The 876-nt window shown below is 64.0% G+C and carries 1 protein-coding gene; it reads right to left on the reverse strand.

What is annotated here, in order from left to right; genetic code table 11:
• Positions 1–749: YjbH domain-containing protein (locus ACR0DO_RS19480; RefSeq protein WP_480561096.1), on the reverse strand; the 749-nt coding region annotated here is incomplete at its 3' end.
• Between the last annotated feature and the right edge of the window lie 127 nt (positions 750–876).

The following is an 876-nucleotide window of genomic DNA, read 5'->3' on the forward strand; positions in this document are numbered from 1 at the left end:
CCCAGCGTGGTGCCATAGAGATAGGATGTGGTCAGCTGGGTGCCGTTTTTGAACCGGTATTGGACGCCCACATTGATCGGCGATCTGACCCTGAGACTGTCTGCCACCGCTTCCTGCGTATACAGATCGGGGGAATACTCGGCCAGAAAGGTCAGCCGGTCGTCATACTGCCAGCTGACGCCGCCGAACAGGGCCGCGTCGCCGCGGAACCAGTTGCCGAAATCCAGCTGGCCGGTGGTGGAAATCCCGCCCGCGTCCGATACCGGCCGGGTGTCGAAGCGGTCGCCGAAGATGCCAAGCGGGTTGGAAAACGCGCCACGCCCGGCCATCCGCCCCCAGCCGATGCCGCCGGTCAGCTTGACCCGGTCGCGAAAGGTTTTTGTGGCCACGAAATACTCGGCGGCATAGATGCCGGTGCCGCCGAAATCGCGCAGCCCCATCACGATGGCCGGGCTGTGCCTGCTTTCCTCGCGCAGCCGGAAATGCAGGTCAAAGCTGCGGTCGTAGAGCGTCCTGTCGGGGCTGTTGAACCTGTCGATCACCGCATAGCGGAAACTGCCATGCACCCAGGGCAGCATCTGGAAGGTCATCGTGCCCCGGCCGCTGTTGCGCAGCCCGGCGGCGGTGAAGACCAGCGTGCCGTCCTCGAACATCTCGGCGGTCGGGATCTCGAGCAGGCCGGGCGTGCCATAGGTCGAGACCGACTGCGCCTGCGCCATGCCGGTCGCCGCCGCGCACACCAAGGCCATCAGGCCTTTCCGCCTTGCTGATACCGCTCGAATCTTCACGTCAGTTTATCGCTTTTTTACGGCGCCTGATTAGCGGGTTTTGCCGGTGGCGTCTTGTGGCAATTCGCGGATGCGGGCTTTCCCGGGT

The sequence above is a fragment of the Ruegeria sp. AM9 genome (genome assembly GCF_056540565.1).